21 protein-coding genes and 1 tRNA gene are annotated in these 21,608 nt (G+C 69.2%); 20 read left to right on the forward strand and 2 right to left on the reverse strand.

Features of this window, described 5'->3' with window-relative positions; translation table 11 throughout:
- Positions 1-14: 14 nt before the first annotated feature.
- A complete protein-coding gene (locus BHU06_RS22915; protein WP_070397629.1) occupies positions 15-1,307 on the reverse strand; it encodes a CmpA/NrtA family ABC transporter substrate-binding protein in 1,293 nt (430 codons plus the stop codon).
- Positions 1,308-1,618: 311 nt separating this feature from the next.
- Positions 1,619-2,869: a nitrate regulatory protein gene (locus tag BHU06_RS02970; RefSeq protein WP_070397630.1), complete on the reverse strand. Its 1,251-nt coding sequence runs from the start codon at positions 2,867-2,869 to the stop codon at positions 1,619-1,621.
- Between the two features lie 72 nt (positions 2,870-2,941).
- Between BHU06_RS02970 and tsaD the strand changes: the two genes are divergently transcribed.
- The 20 genes from tsaD (at position 2,942) to nuoK (ending at position 21,601) form a co-directional block, all read left to right on the forward strand.
- Positions 2,942-4,027 (forward strand): tRNA (adenosine(37)-N6)-threonylcarbamoyltransferase complex transferase subunit TsaD, encoded by a 1,086-nt coding sequence (tsaD, locus tag BHU06_RS02975; RefSeq protein ID WP_070397631.1) that lies wholly within the window; start codon positions 2,942-2,944, stop codon positions 4,025-4,027.
- A gap of 126 nt (positions 4,028-4,153) precedes the next feature.
- Positions 4,154-5,440, forward strand: a complete 1,287-nt coding sequence (locus tag BHU06_RS02980; protein ID WP_139146933.1) for a branched-chain amino acid ABC transporter substrate-binding protein — start codon at positions 4,154-4,156, stop codon at positions 5,438-5,440.
- A gap of 123 nt (positions 5,441-5,563) precedes the next feature.
- A complete protein-coding gene (locus BHU06_RS02985) occupies positions 5,564-6,748 on the forward strand; it encodes a pyridoxal phosphate-dependent aminotransferase (protein ID WP_070397632.1) in 1,185 nt (394 codons plus the stop codon).
- A gap of 133 nt (positions 6,749-6,881) precedes the next feature.
- On the forward strand, positions 6,882-7,148 hold the full coding sequence (gene rpsO, locus BHU06_RS02990; RefSeq protein WP_070397633.1) for a 30S ribosomal protein S15: 267 nt from the start codon (positions 6,882-6,884) through the stop codon (positions 7,146-7,148).
- 244 nt (positions 7,149-7,392) lie between these two features.
- The gene (pnp, locus tag BHU06_RS02995) at positions 7,393-9,606 is read left to right on the forward strand and encodes a polyribonucleotide nucleotidyltransferase (protein WP_070397634.1); all 2,214 of its coding nucleotides are present in this window, start codon (positions 7,393-7,395) and stop codon (positions 9,604-9,606) included.
- A 19-nt stretch (positions 9,607-9,625) separates the two neighbouring features.
- Positions 9,626-10,615, forward strand: coding sequence for an NAD(P)H-quinone oxidoreductase (locus BHU06_RS03000; RefSeq protein WP_070397635.1), 990 nt, complete (start codon positions 9,626-9,628; stop codon positions 10,613-10,615).
- 4 nt (positions 10,616-10,619) lie between these two features.
- Positions 10,620-11,366, forward strand: a complete 747-nt coding sequence (gene tpiA, locus BHU06_RS03005) for a triose-phosphate isomerase (protein ID WP_070397636.1) — start codon at positions 10,620-10,622, stop codon at positions 11,364-11,366.
- Between the two features lie 58 nt (positions 11,367-11,424).
- The gene (secG, locus tag BHU06_RS03010) at positions 11,425-11,847 is read left to right on the forward strand and encodes a preprotein translocase subunit SecG (protein WP_070397637.1); all 423 of its coding nucleotides are present in this window, start codon (positions 11,425-11,427) and stop codon (positions 11,845-11,847) included.
- Positions 11,848-12,001: 154 nt separating this feature from the next.
- Positions 12,002-12,086 (forward strand) — tRNA-Leu (locus BHU06_RS03015).
- Between the two features lie 49 nt (positions 12,087-12,135).
- Positions 12,136-12,495, forward strand: coding sequence for an NADH-quinone oxidoreductase subunit A (locus BHU06_RS03020; protein WP_070397638.1), 360 nt, complete (start codon positions 12,136-12,138; stop codon positions 12,493-12,495).
- A gap of 36 nt (positions 12,496-12,531) precedes the next feature.
- Positions 12,532-13,011: an NADH-quinone oxidoreductase subunit B family protein gene (locus BHU06_RS03025; protein ID WP_009520160.1), complete on the forward strand. Its 480-nt coding sequence runs from the start codon at positions 12,532-12,534 to the stop codon at positions 13,009-13,011.
- Between the two features lie 28 nt (positions 13,012-13,039).
- Positions 13,040-13,660, forward strand: a complete 621-nt coding sequence (locus BHU06_RS03030; protein WP_070397778.1) for an NADH-quinone oxidoreductase subunit C — start codon at positions 13,040-13,042, stop codon at positions 13,658-13,660.
- A 19-nt stretch (positions 13,661-13,679) separates the two neighbouring features.
- Complete coding sequence (locus BHU06_RS03035; protein ID WP_070397639.1) at positions 13,680-14,933, forward strand: NADH-quinone oxidoreductase subunit D; 1,254 nt, start codon at positions 13,680-13,682, stop codon at positions 14,931-14,933.
- On the forward strand, positions 14,930-15,436 hold the full coding sequence (gene nuoE / locus BHU06_RS03040) for an NADH-quinone oxidoreductase subunit NuoE (RefSeq protein WP_070397640.1): 507 nt from the start codon (positions 14,930-14,932) through the stop codon (positions 15,434-15,436). Before BHU06_RS03035 ends, nuoE begins: the two co-directional genes overlap by 4 nt.
- Positions 15,436-16,797 (forward strand): NADH-quinone oxidoreductase subunit NuoF, encoded by a 1,362-nt coding sequence (gene nuoF, locus BHU06_RS03045; protein WP_070397641.1) that lies wholly within the window; start codon positions 15,436-15,438, stop codon positions 16,795-16,797. The genes nuoE and nuoF overlap by 1 nt, the downstream gene beginning before the upstream one ends.
- Before the next feature lie 25 nt (positions 16,798-16,822).
- Positions 16,823-18,955, forward strand: coding sequence for an NADH-quinone oxidoreductase subunit NuoG (gene nuoG, locus BHU06_RS03050; protein WP_070397642.1), 2,133 nt, complete (start codon positions 16,823-16,825; stop codon positions 18,953-18,955).
- Entirely contained in the window at positions 18,952-20,034 is a 1,083-nt protein-coding gene (nuoH, locus tag BHU06_RS03055) for an NADH-quinone oxidoreductase subunit NuoH (RefSeq protein WP_070397643.1), read from the forward strand. Before nuoG ends, nuoH begins: the two co-directional genes overlap by 4 nt.
- 13 nt (positions 20,035-20,047) lie before the next feature.
- Positions 20,048-20,560, forward strand: coding sequence for an NADH-quinone oxidoreductase subunit NuoI (gene nuoI / locus BHU06_RS03060; protein ID WP_070397644.1), 513 nt, complete (start codon positions 20,048-20,050; stop codon positions 20,558-20,560).
- A 32-nt stretch (positions 20,561-20,592) separates the two neighbouring features.
- Positions 20,593-21,231, forward strand: a complete 639-nt coding sequence (locus BHU06_RS03065) for an NADH-quinone oxidoreductase subunit J (RefSeq protein WP_070397645.1) — start codon at positions 20,593-20,595, stop codon at positions 21,229-21,231.
- Positions 21,232-21,289: 58 nt separating this feature from the next.
- Entirely contained in the window at positions 21,290-21,601 is a 312-nt protein-coding gene (gene nuoK, locus BHU06_RS03070; RefSeq protein WP_070397646.1) for an NADH-quinone oxidoreductase subunit NuoK, read from the forward strand.
- Positions 21,602-21,608: the final 7 nt, after the last annotated feature.

Below are 21,608 nucleotides of genomic sequence, written 5' to 3' on the forward strand. Positions count from 1 at the left end.
CAGGGGACGCGGGCTCAGGCGGCCTTGAGGGTTTTGATCGACAGGCTGTCGAGGTACTTCTTCGGGTTGGCGGGGTCGAAGACCTTGCCGTCGAAGAAGGTCTCGACGCCGCGCGAGGTGGACGTGGGGATGTCCTTGGCGGCCACACCCAGCGCCTTGGCGGCCTGGCGCCAGAGGTCCTCGCGGTTGACCTTGGCGATCAGGGCCTTGGTGTCCAGCGTGGTGGGCAGGTAGCCCCAGCGCATGTTCTCGGTGAGGAACCACAGGTCGTGGCTCTGGAAAGGGTAGCTGGCCTGGTCCTTCCAGAAGCGCATCTGGAACCGGCTGTTGGCCTCCACGCGGCCGGTGCCGTAGTCGAAGTCGCCCTTGACGCGGTCGATCACGTCGGCCACGGGCGCGTTGATCCAGCGCCGGCGCGAGCAGATCTCGGCCACCTCGGCGCGGTTGGCCGGTTCCTCGCACCACATCTGCGCCTCCATCACGGCCTTGAGCAGGGCCTGGGTGGCGTTGGGGTGGGCCTGCACCCAGTCGGCCCGCATGGCGAATGCCTTCTCCGGGTGGTTCATCCACAGCTCGCTGGTGGTGAGCGCCGTGTAGCCGATCTTCTGGTTGATGAGCTGGCGGTTCCAGGGCTCGCAGACGCAGAAGGTGTCCATGCTGCCCACCTTCATGTTGGCCACCATCTGCGCCGGTGGCACCACGATGGTGGTGATGTCCTTGTTCGGGTCCACGCCGCCGGCGGCCAACCAGTAGCGGATCCACAGGTCGTGCGTGCCGCCGGGGAAGGTCATGGCCGCGTTGACCGCCTTGCCCGAGCCGCGCTTGGCCGCCAAGGCCTTGCCGAAGGCCTTGGCGTCCGTGCCCACCTTGAGGTCGGCGTACTCCGCCCCCACCGAGATGCCCTGGCCGCCCAGGTTCAGGCGCGCCAGGATGTTCATCGGCACCGGCACGTTGTTGGCGGTGACCGCGCCTGTGGTGATGAGGTAGGGCATGGGCGTGAGGATGTGCGCGCCGTCGATGCCGCCCTTGGGCGATCCGAGCACCAGGTTGTCGCGCGTGGTGCCCCAGGACGATTGCTTGAGCACCTCGACCTCGGTCATGCCGTGCTTCTTGAAGAAGCCCTTCTCGTCGGCCACGAACAGGGGCGCGGCGTCGGTCAGCGCGATGAAGCCGAGCTTGGCGGCCTTGGTTTCCAGCGCGGTGGCGGCCTGCGCGCGGGGGCTCAGCAGGCCGCCGGCGAAAGCGGCGGAGCCGAGGGCGCCGGCCTGTTGGATGAGGCGACGGCGGGACAGCGGGATCGATGGCATGGTCGTGGACTCCTGTGGGGCGAATGGCGAACCGGAAACCCAAAGCACAACGGCGCCCATTTCCAGGCCCGCGAAACGCGGGAAGGAAATGGACGCCGTTGTCCGTGTCTGGGAAGACTGTCCAGACCGCGGCCGCCATTGGCCGCGAGCTGTGCGTGCGTATTGAGCAGGGACCGTGCCAGCCCGTTTGGCCCGCGCGGGAGCGCGAATTCGGCCCCAAGGCGCCGCGCCAGTGCGCGGTCTGGTGCGCCTGCCGCCTTTTGTGCACCGCAGCAGTGCGAGTGAATCCCCAAGGCGCCGCGCGGCGGGGGTTACTTGATGACCTCGGCCATGGACAGCAGGGCCTCGGCCACGTCCACGAGGCGCCGGTTCTGGTTCATGGCCATCTGGCGCAGGGTCTTGTGGGCCTCGGCCTCACTCAGCTGGCGGTGCGCCATCAGCAGCCCCTTGGCGCGCTCGATGAGGCGGCGCTCGTTCAGGCTGGCGCGCACGGCCTCCAGCTCGTCGCCCATGGCCTGCAGGCGGCGCGCCTGGTCGTGCACCAGTTCCAGCACCGAGCGGTCCAGCGGCAGGGAGAAGCCCTGGGCGGCGCCTGGCGCGGCGGGGCCGTTCGGATCGGCCGGCGCCAGGTAGAAGACCAGGGGGTCGGCCGCGGCCTGGGCGCTGAGCGCGCCGAAGCTGGCCAGTTCGGCCTGGGCCTGGGCGATCTTCTCGCCGCACAGGGCGCGCAGGTCGGCGGTGAGGCGGTCTTCCACCAGCTTCATGGCGTCCATGCGCGCGCTGCAGACGTCGAACCAGGCCTGGCTGAGTTCCGGCCGCAGCGCGGCCCCATGCGGGGCGGTGTAGAGCACGCGGCGCAGGCGCTCCAGCTCGGCCAGGGGGGCGCTGGTGTGCGGCGCCGTCCACAGCGCGCGCGCGGTGGGTGGGGCGACGCTGTCGAACAGCTCCAGGCAGCGCTCCTGCGATTCGATCAGGTGCAGCAGGCGCTGCTGCCCGGCGCTGTCGGACTGGCCGCGCGCGAACAGGGCGGCGCCGACGGCGCGCTCCTGGCCCGCGAACTCCTTGCCCTGGATGAAGTTGAACAGCGCCACCAGGCGGCGCGAGACCTCGGGGTCGGTGGCGCTGTCGGCGGCCTCGAACACCACGGCAAGCAGAGCGGCAACCAGCCGGGCATAGGCCTCGGTGGCGCGGTCGGTGTCCCAGGCCTGGGCATCGAGCTGGCCCCGCAGCGCGTCCAGGCCGTCCAGGCCCTGCAGCACGTAGGCGATGCGGCTGAACAGTCGCGCGCCGTGGCCGGCCTGGGCGGTGCCGGTGTCCACGCGCTCGAACTGGGCGCGCCACTCGGCCTCCACCTGGCGCGAGGCGCCGATCTGCGCCGCGCGCGCCTCGGCGAAGCGCTGGCCCATGGAGCCCAGGTACAGATTGGTGAGCCCGCGCTCGCGCTGCAGCTGGTGCACCAGGCGCGCGCTCACGTCCACCAGGGTGGCGGTGAAGGCCAGGCGCTGCAGGCCATCGATCTCGCAGCGCTTGGCGGCCAACAGGAAGTCCAGGCCCGTTTTCATCGTTCACCCTTGCGACGGCACATCTCCCCGATGGGGAGCAACAAGCGTGCCGCCCTTAAACTCCCGCCCCTCATGCGAATCCTCGGCATCGAATCCTCTTGCGACGAAACCGGCGTGGCCCTGGTGGACGCCAGCGGGCAGGGCGTGCCGCGCCTGCTGGGCCACGCGCTGCACAGCCAGATCGAGATGCACCAGGCCTATGGCGGCGTGGTGCCCGAGTTGGCCAGCCGCGACCACATCCGCCGCGTGCTGCCGCTGACCGACGCGGTGCTGGCCCAGGCCGGGCTGGCGCTGTCCGACGTCGACGCCATCGCCTGCACGCGCGGCCCCGGCCTGGCCGGCGCGCTGCTGGTGGGCACGGGCGTGGCGCACGCGCTGGGCGTGGCGCTGGGCCGGCCGGTGCATGGCATCCACCACCTGGAAGGGCACCTGCTGTCGCCCTTCCTGAGCGCGGATCCGCCCGACTTCCCGTTCGTGGCCCTGCTGGTCTCGGGCGGGCACACGCAGCTCATGCGGGTGGACGGGGTGGGGCGCTACGCGCTGCTGGGCGAAACCATCGACGACGCGGCCGGCGAGGCCTTCGACAAGTCGGCCAAGCTGCTGGGCCTGGGCTACCCGGGCGGGCCGGCGCTGGCGCGCCTGGCCGAGCGGGGCGACGCCGCCGCCTACAAGTTCCCCCGCCCGCTGCTGCACAGCGGCGACCTGGACTTTTCCTTCGCCGGCCTCAAGACGGCGGTGCTGACCCAGGTGAAGCGCCTGGCGCGCGCCGCGCCCGAGGGCCCGGCCACCAGCCACCTGGCCGACCCACTGAGCGAGCAGGAGAAGGCCGACGTGGCGGCCGGCGCGCAGGCCGCCATCGTGGAGGTGCTGGTGAAGAAGTCGCTGGCGGCGCTGAACGCCACCGGTCTGCGCCGCCTGGTGGTGGCCGGCGGCGTGGGCGCCAACACCCGCTTGCGCGCCGAGCTCGATGGGGCCGCCGCGCGGCGCGGCCTGCGGGTGCACTACCCGGAACTGGCGCTGTGCACGGACAACGGCGCCATGATCGCCCTGGCCGCCGGGCTGCGCGCCCAGGCCGGCCTGCTGGCCATCGACGCCCCGGCCGGGCGCTTCGACGTGGCCCCGCGCTGGCCACTGGCCGAGCTGGCGCCCGCCGCCTGAGCGGGCCTTGGTCGCCTGACCGGCGGCGGCGGGTTCCAATAATTATGAATTAGAGTACCCGTCCTGTCGCGCAGGCGACAAGAGCGGGCCCTTCGCGGGCCCGGCGTTGACACCACGGAGTTCCGAATGACCCTGATTTCCCGCCGCCGGCTGGCCACCCTGGCCGCCGCCGTCCTTGGCCTGAGCGCCATCCCGTCCGGCTGGGCCCAGGCCCCCGCCGCGCGCGGCGAGCCCATCCGCATCGCCATGATCGAAGGCCTCTCGGGCCCCTTCGCCAACACCGGCGAGGCCGTGTTCCGCAACCTGCTGTGGGCCACCGAGCGGGTCAACGCGCGCGGCGGCGTCAGGCTGCCCGGCGGCGCGCGGCCGCTGGCCATCGAGCGCTTCGACAGCAAGAACCAGGCGGAAGAGGCCCTGTCTTCCCTGCGCCTGGCCAACGACCGGGGCATCGCCATCGTCACCCAGGGCAACTCGTCGGCGGCGGCCAGCGCCCTGATCGAGGCCATCAACAAGCACAACGAGCGTTATCCGGCGCGCCGCCAGCTCTTCCTCAACTACTCGGCGGTGGACCCGGCGCTCACCAACGAGAAGTGCAGCTACTGGCACTTCCGCTTCGACGCCCACGCCGACATGCGCCTGGCCGCGCTCATGAGCGTGCTGCGCGAGGACAAGGCGCTGCAGCGCATCTACCTCATCGGCCAGGACTACAGCTTTGGCCAGGGCGTGCTGCGCGAGGCGCGCCGCCAGCTCGGCGCCCAGCGGCCGGACGTGAAGATCGTCGGCGACGAGCTGCACCCCATGGCGCGCATCAAGGACTTCCTGCCCTACGCCACCAAGATCAAAGCCAGCGGCGCGCAGGCCGTGCTCACGGGCAACTGGGGCAACGACCTCACGCTGCTGGTGAAGGCCGCGCGCGAGGTGGGCTTCGAGGGCCGCTTCTACACCTTCTACGGCAACGCCCTGGGCGCGCCGGCGGCGCTCGGCGACGCCGGCATCGGCCAGGTGGTGGCCGTGGCCGACTGGTTCCCCAACGTGCCCACGCCCGAGAGCGAGGCCTTCTACCAGGCCTTTCGCGAGCGCTTTCCCAAGCCCGAGGACGACTACGTGCACATGCGCATGCAGCTCATGGTCGAGGCGCTGGCGCAGGCCATCGAGCGCGCGGGTCGGGTGGAGGCGGGGGCCATCGCCGCCGAACTGGAGAAGGCCGACGTCACCCTGGCCGGCCAGCGCGCGCGCATGCGCGGCGCCGACCACCAGTTCCAGCAGAGCCTGGCCGTGGCCGTGATGGACCGCCAGGGCACGCCTGGTGTGAAGTTCGACGTCGAGGGATCGGGCTACGGTTTTCGCGTGATCCGAAGCCTGAGCCCGCAGCAGGCCGAGATGCCGCACAGCTGTACGATGACCCGTCCTTGAGCTGTACCCCCGCCGCGCCGCGCGCGACCCCTTAAGGAGGCGGTGCCTGCGGCCCGGCAAAGCCGGTTCCGCGGCACCCCTGGACGGCGCTGTCGCTGGCGGGTTTCTTTTTGGAGTGTCTTGATGCGTGACGTGGTGGCGGGCCTGGAGGGTTCGCGCATTCGGGAGGTGGCGAACGAAGGCATCGGCCGCGAGGGCGTGCTCAAGTTCTGGTTCGGCGAGAGCGACGAGGTCACGCCCGAGCCCATCCGGCAGGCCGCGATCGCCTCGCTGCAGGCCGGCGAAACCTTCTACGCGCACAACCTGGGCCTGCCCGAGCTGCGCGAGGCCATCGCCGGCTACACCGAGCGCCTGCACCCCGGCCGCGGCGCGGCCCACTGGTTCGGGCGCATCGCCGTCACCTCGGGCGGCGTCAACGGTCTCATGCTGGCGGCGCAGACCCTGGTCGACGCGGGCGACGAGGTGGCGGTGGTCACGCCGGCCTGGCCCAACCTGGTGGCCCAGCCGCTCATCCTGGGCGCGCGCGTGAAGGCGCTGCCGCTGGTGCCGCGCGGCGGCGCCTGGACGCTGGACCTCGACGCCCTGCGACAGGCCGTCACCCCGGCCACGCGCGTGCTCATCGTCAACGCCCCGGCCAACCCCACCGGTTTCGCGCTCACGGCCGAGCAGCAGCGCCAGATCCTGGCCCACTGCCGCGCCACCGGCACCTGGATCGTGGCCGACGAGGTTTACGAGCGGCTCTATTTCGAGACCGATACCGCCAATGGCGCGGCGCCCAGCTTCCTGGACGTGGCCGATCCCGACGACCGCCTCATCGTCGCCCACAGCTTCTCCAAGAGCTTCCTGATGACCGGCTGGCGCCTGGGCTGGCTGGTGCTGCCGCCCGCGCTGACCGAAGCGGTGGGCAAGCTGATCGAGTTCAACACCTCCTGCGCGCCGGTGTTCGTGCAGCGCGGGGCGGTGGCCGCCATCGCCCACGGCGACGCCGTGACGCCCGCCCTGGTGGCCCACCTGCGCCGCTGCCGCGACACGCTGGTGCCCCTGCTGCAGGCCCTGCCCGGGGTGGAGCTGGCCACGCCGCGCGCCGGCATGTACGCTTTCTTCCGCCTGCCTGGACAGGCCGACTGCCTGGACGTGGCCAAGCGCCTGGTGCGCGAGGCCGGCCTGGGCCTGGCGCCGGGCAGCGCCTTCGCCCCGGAGGCGGCCGGCTGGCTGCGCTGGTGTTTCGCCAGCCGGGACGTGTCGCGGCTGGAGGAGGGCGTGCGGCGCCTGCACGGCTGGCTGGCGGACAACCGGCCCCGCCGCTAGGCCGCCAGCGCGCCGATTCGGCTAGAATGCGCGGTTGCCGTTCCAGCTGGAGCGGCTTCACGCCCGTCGCGGCAGGCCATCCCTTCGGGTGGCCCGCGCTGCAGCGGGACGCAAGTCAACAGGAAAGCTTCACATGATCGATCAGCAAGTCAAGGCCGGCGTCATCGCCGACAACGCCCGTTCCGCCAACGACACCGGCAGCCCCGAGGTCCAGGTCGCCATCCTGACGGCCCGCATCAACGAACTCACCCCGCACTTCAAGACGCACGCCAAGGACCACCATGGCCGCCGCGGCCTGTTGCGCATGGTGAGCCGTCGCCGCAAGCTGCTGGACTACCTCAAGTCCAAGGACGCCGACCGTTACCTGGCCCTGATCCAGAAACTGGGCCTGCGCAAGTAAACCGAGCCGGGTGTGCCCGATCGAAAAGCCTGAGTTGGTTCGCTGGCTCGGGCTTTTTGCGTTTGGCGCCCCCGCTCCATCCCTCCGGAGTTCACACACCGAGCGAAGCTGTGTCATTCCAACGGGGCTGCGGCCAGCGCAGTCCCTCTGGAATGGCATCGTCTGGCGGGTGCGTTCTCCGGGTTCGTGCAAGGCATTGCACGCCACGCAGTCCCGATGAACGGGACGCCAACGGAGATACGCCATGAGCATGTTCAACAAAGTCACCAAGACCTTCCAGTGGGGCCAACACACGGTCACCATGGAAACGGGCGAGATCGCCCGCCAGGCCAGCGGCGCCGTGCTGCTCGACATGGACGGCACCGTCGTGCTGGCCACCGTGGTCGCCAAGAGCGAGGCCAAGGCCGGCCAGGACTTCTTCCCCCTGACCGTCGACTACATCGAGAAGACCTACGCCGCCGGCAAGATCCCCGGCAGCTTCTTCAAGCGCGAAGGCCGCCCGAGCGAGCTGGAAACGCTGACCAGCCGCCTGATCGACCGCCCGATCCGCCCGCTGTTCCCCGAGGGCTTCTTCAACGAAGTGCAGGTGGTCATCCACACGCTGTCGCTCAACCCCGAGGTGGACGCCGACATCGCCGCGATGATCGCGACCTCGGCCGCGCTGTCGGTTTCGGGCATCCCGTTCAACGGCCCCATCGGCGCCGCGCGCGTGGGCTATGTCAACGGCGCCTACGTGCTCAACCCGGGCCAGACCGAGCGCCAGAACTCGCAGATGGACCTGGTGGTCGCCGGTACGCAGGCCGCGGTGCTGATGGTCGAGTCCGAGGCCCTGCAGCTGTCCGAAGAAATCATGCTGGGCGGCGTGGTGTTCGGCCATGAGCAGGCCAACATCGCCATCGACGCCATCAACGAACTGGTGCGCGAGGCCGGCAAGCCCGAGTGGCAGTGGCAGGCCCCGGCGCGCGACGAGGCGTTGATCGCCCAGGTGAACGAACTCGGCGGCGACAAGCTGCGCGCGGCCTACCAGATCCGCAACAAGCAGGCCCGCACCCAGGCCTGCCGCGAGGCCTACGCCGCCGTCATGAGCGGCCTGAAGGCCGCCGGCGTCGAATTCGACAGCGTCAAGGTCGAGGGCCTGCTGTTCGACATCGAGGCCGGCATCGTGCGCGGCCAGATCCTGGCCGGCGAGCCCCGCATCGACGGCCGCGACACCCGCACCGTGCGCCCCATCGAGATCCGCAATGGTGTGCTGCCGCGCACCCACGGCTCGGCGCTGTTCACGCGCGGCGAGACGCAGGCCCTGGTGGTCGCCACCCTGGGCACCGACCGCGACGCCCAGAAGATCGACGCGCTGGCTGGCGAGTTCGAAGACCGCTTCATGCTGCACTACAACATGCCGCCCTTCGCCACCGGCGAAACCGGCCGCGTGGGCAGCCCCAAGCGCCGCGAGATCGGCCACGGCCGCCTGGCCAAGCGCGCCCTGGTGGCCTGCCTGCCCACCAAGGAAGACTTCCCCTACACCATCCGCGTGGTGTCCGAGATCACCGAGTCCAACGGCTCGTCTTCCATGGCCTCGGTGTGCGGCGGCTGCCTGGCGCTGATGGACGCCGGCGTGCCCATGAAGGCGCACGTGGCCGGCATCGCCATGGGCCTGATCAAGGACGGCAACCGCTTCGCCGTGCTGACCGACATCCTGGGCGACGAGGACCACCTCGGCGACATGGACTTCAAGGTGGCCGGCACAACCAACGGCATCACCGCCCTGCAGATGGACATCAAGATCCAGGGCATCACCAAGGAAATCATGCAGGTCGCGCTGGCCCAGGCCAAAGAGGCGCGCATGCACATCCTGGGCAAGATGCAGGCCGCCATGGGCGAGGCCAAGACCGAGATCAGCGATTTCGCGCCGCGCCTCTACACCATGAAGATCAACCCCGAGAAGATCCGAGACGTGATCGGCAAGGGCGGCGCCACCATCCGCGCACTGACCGAAGAGACCGGCACGCAGATCGACATCGGCGAAGACGGCACCATCACCATCGCCTCCACCGACGGCGCGCGCGCCGAGGAAGCCAAGCGCCGCATTGCCGAGATCACGGCCGAGGTGGAAGTGGGCAAGGTCTACGAAGGCCCGGTCACCAAGATCCTGGACTTCGGCGCCCTGGTCAACCTGCTGCCCGGCAAGGACGGCCTGCTGCACATCAGCCAGATCGCCCACGAACGCGTGGAGAAGGTCAGCGACTACCTGCAGGAAGGCCAGATCGTCAAGGTCAAGGTGCTGGAGACCGACGAGAAGGGCCGCGTCAAGCTGTCGATGAAGGCGCTGCTGGAGCGCAGCGGCGGTGGCGATCGCGAGCCGCGCGAGCACCGTGAGCCACGCGAACCGCGTGAGCACCGCGACCAGCGCCCCGCGGCGTCGGCCGACGAGGCCGCGCAGCAACAGCAACAGCAGCAGTAACCCGCGCGCGATGTCGAGCATGCAAGCGGTCGAGATCAACGGCTTTGGCGCGCCCGAGGTGCTGCGCCTGGCCGAGCGCCCGCGCCCCGTCGCGGGCGCCGGCGAGTTGCTGATCCGCGTCGCGGCCTCGGGCGTGAACCGCCCCGACGTGCTGCAGCGCACCGGCAACTACCCGGTGCCGCCCGGCGCGTCCGACATCCCCGGACTGGAGGTGGCCGGCACCATCGAGTCGGGTGACGCCGCGGCGCTGGCCGAGGCCGGCCTCCAGCTCGGCGACCGGGTCTGTGCGCTGGTGGCCGGCGGCGGCTACGCCGAGTGGTGCGTGGCGCCGGTCGGCCAGTGCCTGCCGGTGCCGCGTGGCCTGGACGAGGTCGCCGCCGCTTCGCTGCCCGAAACCTTCTTCACCGTCTGGAGCAACGTCTTCGACCGCGGCCGTCTGCAGTCCGGTGAAACCCTGCTGGTGCAGGGCGGCACCAGCGGCATCGGCGTCACCGCCATCCAGATGGCCAAGGCGCGCGGCGCGACCGTGATCGCCACCTCCGGCAGCGATCAGAAGTGCGCGGCCTGCAAGGCGCTCGGCGCCGACCACGCCATCAACTACCGCGCGCAGGACTTCGTCGCCGCGGTGGCCGACGTCACCGGCGGCCGCGGCGTCGATGTGATCCTCGACATGGTCGCGGGCGGCTACGTCGCGCGCGAGATCGATTGCCTGGCCGAGGACGGCCGCCTGGTCATCATCGCGGTGCAGGGCGGCGTCAAGGCCGAGTTCAACGCTGGCCTGGTGCTGCGCCGCCGCCTCACCGTCACGGGCTCCACGCTGCGCCCGCGCCCGGTGGCCTTCAAGGCCGCCATCGCGCGCTCGCTCAGGGAACACGTCTGGCCGCTGCTCGAATCGGGCGCGATCAAGCCTGTCATCCACCAGGTGTTCGCCCCCGCTCAGGCGGCCGAGGCGCACACCCTCATGGAATCGAACCGCCACGTCGGCAAACTCGTGCTGAAGTGGGCCTGATGTCATGACGAAGAAAAAGCTCATCGCCGGCAACTGGAAAATGAACGGCGGCCTGGCCGCCAACGAGGCGCTGCTGCGCGCGCTGCTGGCCGGTCTCGGCCAGCCCTCGGCCGACGTGGCCGTCTGCGCGCCCGCGCCCTATCTCGCGCAGCTGCAGGGCCTGCTGGCCGGCGGCCCGATCGGCTGGGGCGCGCAGGACCTGTCCGCGCACGAGCAGGGCGCCTACACCGGCGAGGTGTCGGCCGCCATGCTCAAGGACTTCGGCTGCCGCTACGCCATCGTGGGCCATTCCGAGCGCCGGCAGTACCACGGCGAGACCGACGCCACCGTCGCCGCCAAGGCGCAGCGCGCGCTGGCCGCGGGCCTCACGCCCATCGTGTGCGTGGGCGAGACCCTGGTGGAGCGCGAGGCCGAGCAGACCGAGGCCGTGGTCAAGCGCCAGCTGGCCGCTGTGATCCACGCCGTGGCGCACTGCACCAGCGAAATCGTGGTGGCCTACGAGCCCGTGTGGGCCATCGGCACAGGCCAGACGGCCACGCCTGAGCAGGCCCAGCAGGTGCACGCCGTGCTGCGCGCCCAGCTCGCCGCGGCGACGGGCCAAGCGGAGCGTGTGCGCATCCTCTACGGCGGCAGCATGAACGCCGCCAACGCCGCCAGCCTGCTGGCCCAGGCCGACATCGATGGCGGGCTGATCGGCGGGGCCTCGCTCAAGGCACCCGATTTTTTGCAGATCATTGCCGCCGCCCACTGAACACAGCATCGAACCGATGGCGCCGCGAAGGCGCCGATCGACCCTTACGGAGAACCTGATGAACGTCCTGTTGACCCTCCTGCTCGTGGTGCAGATCCTCGCTGCGCTCGGCATGATCGGCCTGATCCTCATGCAGCACGGCAAAGGCGCCGACGCGGGCGCCGCCTTCGGCGGCGGCGGCGCGGGCTCGGCCAGCCTGTTCGGCGCCTCGGGCGGCGCGAACTTCCTGTCGCGCACCACGGCCGTGCTGGCGGGCGTGTTCCTGGCCTGCACGCTCGGCCTGGCCTATTTCGGCAACCTGCGCGCCGCGCCGGCAAGCTCGGGCAGCGTGCTCGAAAACGCGCCCGCCGCGCCCGCGAGCCCGGTGCAGCAGATCCCGGGTGGCGCCTCTGCGCCCACCGCGCCTGCAGCCCCGGGCAATGCCCCGGCGCCCGCCACCGCACCCGCGCCCACGGGCGCGGGCCAGATTCCCGCGCAGTGATGCGAAACCCCGCCGACCGCGGGGCCTGACGCCTCGGGGACGCCCATGAAAAAAGGATGGGCCGCTCCCCAGATTGGGGAGGCGATTCAGGGTAAACTCTATGAGTTGTCCGCAGTGCTCAGTGTCCCTCATGAGCACGACAACGCAGACCCAAGCCGACGTGGTGAAATTGGTAGACACGCTATCTTGAGGGGGTAGTGGCGAAAGCTGTGCGAGTTCGAGTCTCGCCGTCGGCACCAGATCGTTGAAGGCAGGGCCAGCAGGCCCTGTCCACGGAACCGCCCCACCATGAGCCTTGACCAGTACCTGCCCGTGCTTCTGTTCATCGTCGTGGGCATCGCGGTCGGGATCATTCCCCAGGTCCTCGGCTTCATCCTCGGCCCGAACCTGCCGGACGCCGAGAAGAACTCCCCTTACGAATGCGGCTTCGAGGCCTTCGAAGACGCGCGGATGAAGTTCGATGTGCGCTACTACCTGGTGGCCATCCTCTTCATCTTGTTCGACCTCGAAATCGCGTTCCTCATCCCCTGGGCCGTGGCCTTCTCCGACATCGGCATGACGGGCTTCGTCGCCGGCGTGGTGTTCCTGGCCATCCTCACGGTGGGTTTCGCCTACGAATGGAAAAAGGGCGCCCTGGACTGGGAGTGAGTTCACCCCCGCTGCGCGGGCGCTTCGGAGCAGCACATGATTGAAGGTGTCTTCAAGGAAGGCTTCGTCACCACCAGCTACGACGCGGTGGTGAACTGGGCCAAAACCGGTTCGCTGTGGCCCATGACCTTTGGTCTGGCCTGCTGCGCGGTGGAGATGATGCATGCGGCCGCCGCGCGCTACGACATCGGGCGCTTCGGCTCCGAGGTCTTTCGCGCCAGCCCGCGCCAGTCCGACCTCATGATCGTGGCCGGCACGCTGTGCAACAAGATGGCGCCGGCGCTTCGCAAGGTCTACGACCAGATGGCCGAGCCGCGCTGGGTGCTGTCCATGGGCTCCTGCGCCAACGGCGGCGGCTACTACCACTACAGCTACTCGGTCGTGCGCGGCTGCGACCGCATCGTGCCGGTCGACGTCTACGTGCCCGGCTGCCCGCCCACCGCCGAGGCGCTGCTGTACGGAATCATCCAGCTGCAGCAGAAGATCCGGCGCACGCAGACCATTGCCCGCGCCTGAGTCACAGAACACCACCGAGCCCCACGACATGAGCGACGCATCCAACCACCACCTGGTCGCGCCCGAGACCCTGCAGGCCAGCCTCCAGGAACTGCTCGCTGGCCGCGCGCGCGCGGTCGACCTGGAACGCGGCGAGGTCACGGTCACGGTCGACGCCACCGCCTACCTCGAGGTCATGCAGACCTTGCGCGACGCGCCCCAGGCCCGCTTCGAGCAGCTCATCGACCTCTGCGGCATGGACTACTCCACCTACGGCGACGGCCGCTGGGAAGGTCCGCGCTTCGCGGCCGTCTCTCACCTGCTGTCGGTAAGCCTGAACCAGCGCGTGCGCGTACGCGCGTTCTGCGCCGACGATGACTTCCCCGTGCTGCCCTCGGTCAACGGCCTGTGGAACAGCGCCAACTGGTACGAGCGCGAGGCCTTCGACCTCTACGGCATCGTCTTCGATGGCCACGACGACCTGCGCCGCATCCTCACCGACTACGGCTTCATCGGCCACCCGTTCCGCAAGGACTTCCCGCTCTCGGGCCACGTCGAGATGCGCTACGACGCCGAGCGCCAGCGCGTCATCTATGAGCCGGTGACCATCGAACCCCGCGAAATCACGCCGCGCGTGATCCGCGAGGACAACTACGGCGGCCTGCACTGAAGGCGCAGGACGAACCGACATGGCAGAGATCAAGAACTACACCCTGAACTTCGGCCCGCAGCACCCGGCCGCGCACGGCGTGCTGCGCCTGGTGCTGGAGCTCGACGGCGAGGTCGTGCAGCGCGCCGACCCGCACATCGGGCTGCTGCACCGTGCGACCGAGAAGCTGGCCGAACACAAGACCTTCATCCAGTCGCTGCCCTACATGGACCGTCTCGACTACGTGTCCATGATGTGCAACGAGCACGCTTACTGCCTGGCCATCGAGAAGCTGCTGGGCATCGAGGTGCCGATCCGCGCGCAATACATCCGCGTGATGTTCAGCGAGATCACCCGCCTGCTCAATCACCTGATGTGGCTGGGCTCGCACGGCAACGACTGCGGCAGTTCCACCATCCTCATCTACGCCTTCCGCGAGCGCGAGGACCTGTTCGACATGTACGAGGCGGTGTCGGGCGCGCGCATGCACGCGGCCTACTTCCGTCCCGGCGGCGTCTACCGCGACCTGCCCGACAGCATGCCGCAGTACCAGGCGAGCAAGGTGCGCAACCAGCGCGGCGTGGACGAGCTGAACAAGAACCGCCAAGGCTCGCTGCTCGACTTCATCGACGACTTCACCCGGCGCTTCCCGGTCTACCTCGACGAGTACCACACGCTGCTCACCGACAACCGCATCTGGAAGCAGCGCACCGTGGGCATTGGCGTGGTGCCGCCCGAGCGCGCGCTCAACCTGGGCATGACCGGCCCCATGCTGCGCGGCTCTGGCATCGCCTGGGACCTGCGCAAGAAGCAGCCCTACGAGGTGTACGACCGCCTGGACTTCGACATCCCGGTCGGCAAGACCGGCGACACCTATGACCGCTACCTCGTCCGCATGGAGGAGATGAAGCAGTCCAACCGCATCATCCAGCAGTGCGTGGCCTGGCTGCGCGCCAACCCGGGCCCGGTGATCACCGACAACCACAAGGTGGCGCCGCCCGCGCGCGAGGCCATGAAGGCCAACATGGAAGAGCTGATCCACCACTTCAAGCTCTTCACCGAAGGTTTCCACGTGCCCGAGGGCGAGGCCTACGCCGCCGTCGAGCACCCCAAGGGCGAGTTCGGCATCTACCTCGTGAGCGACGGCGCCAACAAACCCTACCGGCTGAAGATCCGCGCGCCCGGTTTCGCGCACCTCGCCACGCTCGACGAGATGGCGCGTGGCCACATGCTGGCCGACGCGGTCGCCATCATCGGCACCATGGACATCGTTTTCGGGGAGATCGACCGATGAGCACCCCCGTGCAATTCTCCGCCGCGACCATCGCGCGCTTCGACCGCGAGGTCGCCAAGTACCCGGCCGAGCAGCGCATTTCGGCCGTCATGGCCTGCCTGTCCATCATCCAGCAGGAGCAGGGCTGGGTCAGCACCGAGGCAGAGGCCGCGTTGGCCGCTTACATCGGCGTCGAGCCGATCGCGGTGCACGAGGTCACGACCTTCTACAACATGTACAACCAGCGGCCGGTGGGCAAGTTCAAGCTCAACGTCTGCACCAACCTGCCGTGCCAGCTGCGCGATGGCCAGAAGGCGCTGCACCACCTCGAGAAGAAGCTGGGCATCGAAATGGGCGAGACCACGCCCGACGGCCTGTTCACGCTGCAGCAGAGCGAGTGCCTGGGCGCCTGCGCCGACGCACCCGTGATGCTGGTGAACGACCGCCACATGTGCAGCTTCATGAGCCACGACAAGCTCGACCAGCTCGTCGATGGCCTGCGCGCCGCGGAGGGCCAGCCCTGATGAACGCCCAACAGATCATCGGTCAGTTCGCCGCCACCGGCGTGCAGACCTGCTTCCATGGCCGCCACATCAGCCCGCAGATCTACGCGGACCTGGACGGCAAGAACTGGTCCCTCAAGGACTACGAGGCGCGCGGCGGCTACCAGGCCCTGCGCAAGATCCTGGGCAAGGACGGCGGCGAAGGCCTCACGCCCGACCAGGTGATCGCCACCGTCAAGGAATCGGCCCTGCGCGGCCGCGGGGGCGCCGGTTTCCCCAGCGGCCTCAAGTGGAGCTTCATGCCGCGCCAGTTCCCGGGGCAGAAGTACCTGGTCTGTAACTCCGACGAAGGCGAGCCGGGCACCTGCAAGGACCGCGACATCCTCATGTACAACCCGCACATCGTCATCGAAGGCATGGCGATCGCGGCGTACGCCATGGGCATCAGCGTGGGCTACAACTACATCCACGGCGAGATCTTCGAGGTGTACGAGCGCTTCGAGGCCGCGCTGGAAGAGGCGAGGGCGGCCGGCCTGCTGGGCGACAACATCCTCGGCTCGGACTTCAGCTTCCAGCTGCACGGCCACCACGGCTTCGGCGCCTACATCTGCGGCGAGGAAACCGCGCTGCTCGAATCGCTGGAAGGCAAGAAGGGCCAGCCGCGCTTCAAGCCGCCGTTCCCGGCCAGCTTCGGCCTCTACGGCAAGCCCACCACCATCAACAACACCGAGACCTTCGCCGCGGTGCCCTGGATCATCCGCAACGGTGGCCAGGCCTATCTGGAAATCGGCAAACCCAACAACGGCGGCACCAAGATCTTCTCGGTCAGCGGCGACGTCGAGATGCCCGGCAACTTCGAGATCCCGCTGGGCACGCCCTTCAGCAAGCTGCTCGAACTCGCCGGCGGCGTGCGCAAGGGCCGCACGCTCAAGGCCGTGATCCCCGGCGGCTCCTCGGCCCCGGTGCTGCCGGCGCACATCATGATGGAGTGCACGATGGACTACGACTCCATCGCCAAGGCCGGCTCCATGCTGGGCTCGGGCGCCGTCATCGTGATGGACGACTCGCGCGACATGGTCGAGTCGCTCAAGCGCCTGTCGTACTTCTACATGCACGAGAGCTGCGGCCAGTGCACGCCCTGCCGCGAAGGCACCGGCTGGCTCTGGCGCATGGTCGACCGCATTGACCGCGGCCTGGGCCGGCCCGAGGACATGGCCCTGCTCGACAACGTGGCCGAGAACATCATGGGCCGCACCATCTGCGCGCTCGGCGACGCGGCGGCCATGCCGGTGCGCGCCATGATCAAGCACTTCCGCCACGAGTTCGAGGCCAAGATCAACGCCGCGCAGGCCGAAACGGGCAACAAGGCGGCCACGGCCTGAGAGCACGAGGAACACGGACATCCCCATGGTTGAAATCGAACTCGACGGCAAGAAGGTCGAAGTGCCTCCGGGCAGCATGGTCATGCATGCGGCCGAGAAGGCGGGCACCTACATCCCCCACTTCTGCTACCACAAGAAGCTGTCCATTGCGGCCAACTGCCGCATGTGCCTGGTCGACGTGGAGAAAGCGCCCAAGGCCATGCCGGCCTGCGCCACGCCCGTCACGCAGGGCATGATCGTGCGCACCCAGAGCGACAAGGCCGTCAAGGCCCAGAAGTCGGTGATGGAGTTCCTGCTCATCAACCACCCGCTCGACTGCCCCATCTGCGACCAGGGCGGCGAATGCCAGCTGCAGGACCTGGCCGTGGGCTACGGCGGCTCCGGCTCGCGCTACCAGGAAGAAAAGCGCGTGGTCTTCCACAAGAACGTGGGGCCGCTGATCTCCATGGAGGAGATGAGCCGCTGCATCCACTGCACGCGCTGCGTGCGCTTCGGCCAGGAGATCGCGGGCGTCATGGAGCTCGGCATGAGCCACCGCGGCGAGCACGCCGAGATCGAGACCTTTGTGGGCCAGTCGGTCGACTCCGAGCTCTCGGGCAACATGATCGACATCTGCCCCGTGGGCGCGCTCACCAGCAAGCCCTTCCGCTACAGCGCGCGCACCTGGGAACTCTCGCGCCGCAAGAGCGTGAGCCCGCACGACTCCACCGGCGCCAACCTCGTGGTGCAGGTCAAGAACCACCAGGTGATGCGCGTGGTGCCGCTCGAGAACGAAGCGGTCAACGAGTGCTGGATCGCCGACCGCGACCGCTTCTCCTACGAAGCGCTCAATGGCGCGGACCGCCTCACCCAGCCCATGCTCAAGCAGGGCGGTGAGTGGAAGACCGTGGACTGGCAGACCGCGCTGGAGTACGTCGCCAATGGGCTGCGGCAGGTCAAGGCCGCGCACGGCGCCGGCGCCATCGGCCTGCTGGCCAGCCCGCACGCCACCGTGGAAGAGCTGGCCCTGGCCGGCGCCCTGGTGCGCGGCCTGGGCAGCGAGAACATCGACAGCCGCCTGCGCGCGGCCGACCCCGGCGCCGTGGCGCCCCAGGGCCAGGCGCGCTGGCTGGGCCGGCCCATCGCCGAACTCTCCACGCTGCAGCGTGTGTTGGTCGTGGGCTCGAACCTGCGCAAAGACCACCCGCTGTTTGCGCAGCGCATCCGCCAGGCCGTGCGCCGCGGCGCGCAACTGAGCGCGCTGGTCGAGGCCGCGCCCCAGTGGGCCATGAACGTCAAGCACACGCTGCTCAGCGACAGCGCGGCCTGGGTATCGGCCCTGGCCGGCGTGGCCGCCGCGGTGGCCGCCGAGAAGGGCGTGTCCGCTCCGGTGCCGGTCGAGGCGACCGACGCTCAGCGCGCCATCGCGGCCTCGCTGCTGGGCGGCGAGCACAAGGCGGTGCTGCTCGGCAACGCCGCCGCGCACCACGCTCAGGCCACCAGCCTGCTGGCCCTGGCCCAGTTCATCGCCCAGCACACCGGCGCCAGCGTGGGCTACCTCACCGAGGCGGCCAACACCGTGGGCGCGCAGCTCGTGGGCGCCGTGCCGGGGCAGGGCGGCCTGCACGCCGGCCGCATGCTCGGCGGGGCGCTCAAGGCCGCGCTGCTGCTCAACGTGGAAGCCGAGGACACGGCCCCCGGGCTCCAGGGCCTGGCGAACACCGACATGGTCGTGACCCTGAGCCCCTTCAAGACCAACCTGGACGTGAGCGACGTGCTGCTGCCGATCGCACCGTTCACCGAAACCTCCGGCAGCTTCGTCAACGCCGAAGGCCGCCTGCAGAGCTTCCACGCCGTGGTGCGCCCCCTGGGCGACACCCGCCCGGCCTGGAAGGTGCTGCGCGTGCTGGGCAACCTGCTCGAGCTGCCGGGCTTCGACGCCGATTCCTCGCAGGCCGTACTCGCGCGCGCGCTGCCGGGTGTCGAGTCGGGCGCCTTGGTGGCGGCCGAGCGCCTGAACAACCAGGCCCCTGGCACGACCATCGACACCACGCCTGCGGCGGCCCCGCCCTGCGTGGCCAGCATCTACCAACTCGACGCCCTGGTGCGCCGCGCTCCGTCGCTGCAGCTCACGGCCGATGCCCGCCGCGCGCGCGCAGAAGAAGGGGTGGCAGCGTGATCGACGCGATGTACAACGGCGGCCTGGGCCTCATCAACGCCGCGTGGTGGACCGCGGCGGCCTGGCCCGTGCTCTGGGCCCTCATCAAGATCGTCGCGGTGCTGGCGCCGCTGATGGGCGCGGTGGCCTACCTCACGCTCTGGGAGCGCAAGCTGCTGGGCTGGATGCAGGTGCGCCACGGCCCCAACCGCGTGGGCCCCTTCGGCCTGCTGCAGCCCATCGCCGACGCGCTCAAGCTGCTCACGAAGGAGTTGATCCGCCCGAGCGCGGCCAGCAACGGCCTGTTCCGCCTTGGCCCGGTCATGGCCATCATGCCGGCCCTGGCCGCCTGGGTGGCCATCCCCTTCGGCCCCGAGGCCGTGCTGGCCAACGTCAACGCCGGCCTGCTGGTCATCCTGGCCATCACCTCCATCGAGGTCTACGGCGTGATCATCGCGGGCTGGGCCTCGAACTCGAAGTACGCCTTCCTGGGCGCGCTGCGCGCGTCGGCCCAGATGGTGAGCTACGAGATCGCCATCGGCTTCTGCTTCCTGGTGGTGGTGATGACCGCCGGCAGCCTGAACCTGGCCGAGATCGTGAATTCGCAGGCCCGCGGCATGGGCGCCGGCATGGGCCTGAACTTCCTGTCCTGGAACTGGCTGCCGCTGCTGCCCATCTTCGTGGTTTACGTGATCTCGGGCGTGGCCGAAACCAACCGCCACCCCTTCGACGTGGTCGAGGGCGAGGCCGAGATCGTGGCCGGCCACATGGTCGAGTACTCGGGCATGGGTTTCGCGATCTTCTTCCTCGCCGAATACGCCAGCATGTGGCTGGTGTCCATCCTGGCTGTGCTGATGTTCCTGGGCGGCTGGCTGCCCCCCATCGACAGCGCCATCTTCAACTGGGTGCCGGGCTGGATCTGGCTGGGCCTCAAGACCTTCGTGGTGGTGTCCATGTTCATCTGGATCCGCGCCACCTTCCCCCGCTTCCGCTACGACCAGATCATGCGTCTGGGCTGGAAGATCTTCATCCCCGTCACGCTGGTGTGGCTGCTGCTCGTGGGTGCGCTCATGCAGACGCGCTGGAACATCTGGCAGTGAGGAGGGCACAAGCATGAGTACCACCACCGCCGTCGCGCCCTTCAGTTTCCGCGACTTCTTCAAGAGCTTCATGCTCGTCGAACTGGCCAAGGGCATGGCCCTGACCGGCCGTTACGCCTTCCGCCGCAAGGTCACGGTGCAGTTCCCCGAGGAGAAGACACCACTGTCGCCGCGCTTCCGCGGCCTGCACGCGCTGCGCCGCTACGAGAACGGCGAGGAGCGCTGCATCGCCTGCAAGCTCTGCGAGGCCGTGTGCCCCGCCGTCGCCATCACCATCGAAAGCGATGTGCGCGCCGACGGCACGCGCCGCACCACGCGCTACGACATCGACCTCACCAAGTGCATCTTCTGCGGCTTCTGCGAAGAGAGCTGCCCGGTCGACTCGATCGTCGAGACGCACATCTTCGAATACCACGGCGAAAAGCGCGGCGACCTGTACTTCACCAAGGAAATGCTGCTCGCGGTGGGTGACCGCTACGAACCCCAGATCGCCGCGGCCAAGGCCGCCGACGCCAAGTACCGCTGAGCGCGGCGCGACCGAGCCCATCCAGAGATCCCATGGACTTCACCACCGGTTTCTTCTACCTCTTCGCGGCGGTGCTGCTGTTCGCGGCCTTTCGCGTGGTCACCTCGCGCAACGCCGTGCACGCGGTGCTGTACCTGATGCTCTCCTTCTCGCAGGCGGCCGCGCTGTGGCTGCTGCTCAAGGCCGAGTTCCTGGGCATCACGCTGGTGCTGGTCTACCTCGGCGCTGTCATGGTGCTGTTCCTGTTCGTGGTGATGATGCTGGACATCAACATCGAGTCGCTGCGCCGCGGCTTCTGGCACCACTTCCCGCTGGCGGCCATCCTCGGCGCCGTGGTGGCTGGCGAGCTGATCGCCGTGCTGTGGGTGGGCTTCCCCTCCATCGCCACCACCGCCGCTACCGTGCCCGCCAACGTGTCGAACACGGGCGAACTCGGCAAGCTGCTGTATTCGGCCTACCTCTATCCCATCCAGGTCGCGGGCTTCATCCTGCTCGTGGCCATGGTCGCGGCCATCGCGCTGACGCTGCGCAAGCGCAAGGACAGCAAGGCCATCAACCCGGGTGACCAGGTCCACGTGCGCGCCCGCGACCGCCTGGTGGTCGTGCCCATGGCGGCGGCCAAGCCGGCGCCCGTGGCCGCCACCCCCAACACCGAGGAGGGCAAGGCATGAGCCACGCCCGGCCGCCCGAAGGGGCTCGCACCGTAGCGCACTGCGCGGAGGATTTCAAATGAGCGGCCTCACGCTGGGTCATTTCCTGTCGGTCGGCGCGATCCTGTTCGCGATCTCCGTCGTCGGCATCTTCCTCAACCGCAAGAACCTGATCGTGCTGCTCATGGCCATCGAGCTCATGCTGCTCGCGGTCAACATGAACTTCGTGGCCTTCTCGCACTACCTGGGCGACCTGCACGGCCAGGTGTTCGTGTTCTTCATCCTCACCGTGGCGGCCGCCGAGTCGGCCATCGGCCTCGCCATCCTCGTGCTGCTGTTCCGCAACAAGTCGTCGATCAGCGTCGAAGAACTCAACACGCTCAAGGGCTGACCGGAAC

The sequence above is a fragment of the Hydrogenophaga sp. PML113 genome (assembly GCF_001777155.1).
GTDB classification, from domain to species: Bacteria; Pseudomonadota; Gammaproteobacteria; order Burkholderiales; family Burkholderiaceae_C; genus Hydrogenophaga; species Hydrogenophaga borbori.